The organism is Vibrio sp. 1727, from assembly GCF_033344415.1.
In the GTDB taxonomy this organism is placed as follows: Bacteria; Pseudomonadota; Gammaproteobacteria; order Enterobacterales; family Vibrionaceae; genus Vibrio; species Vibrio alginolyticus.
Genome location: NZ_JAWPOT010000643.1, coordinates 1 through 524, shown reverse-complemented (window position 1 = coordinate 524; position 524 = coordinate 1). Strand labels below are relative to the sequence as shown.

Below are 524 nucleotides of genomic sequence, written 5' to 3'. Positions count from 1 at the left end.
GAATTCTGGCCAGTATTGCCTGCCATTCGCTCTAAAGCCGATGCGCGAATGATGTCACTGTTGGAAGAATCTTGAGCCGTATAAGCCAAGGCATCTGAACCACCTCTATGACCTATCGCGTCTGCATAAAATGCGACCGAAAAGTGCTGAGTGTTGCGATACTTTGATTTTGGGAACCATTGACCAATCTGTTCATCGGCCCACTTCGCATCTTTATCATCATGACAAGCGGTACAAACATTGGGCGTATTAATATGCTTGCTTAAATCTGGGCGCGGAACGTGCCAACTGTGGTCTCTGCGCGGGTCTACCTGCATATAGGTCGTCTCCGGCATGTGACACGTTGTGCATTTTGATGCTTCGGTGTTCGCTTGATGAAAGGTGTGGTTTTCTGGCAGATAATCTGACGCTACATGGCATTGCGCACATACTGCTTCTTCAGGGATTTTAAGTTGGGCGGAATGTGGATCGTGACAATTTGTGCACGTTACGTCTTTCTCTGCCATGGCCGATTGCAAAAACGA

The 524-nt window shown here is 47.9% G+C and carries 1 protein-coding gene; it reads right to left on the bottom strand.

All coding sequences use genetic code 11. The features are described 5' to 3' along the window. A partial coding sequence (locus R8O10_RS27365) for a cytochrome c3 family protein (RefSeq protein WP_318192256.1) occupies nt 1–524 on the bottom strand: 524 nt, incomplete at both ends.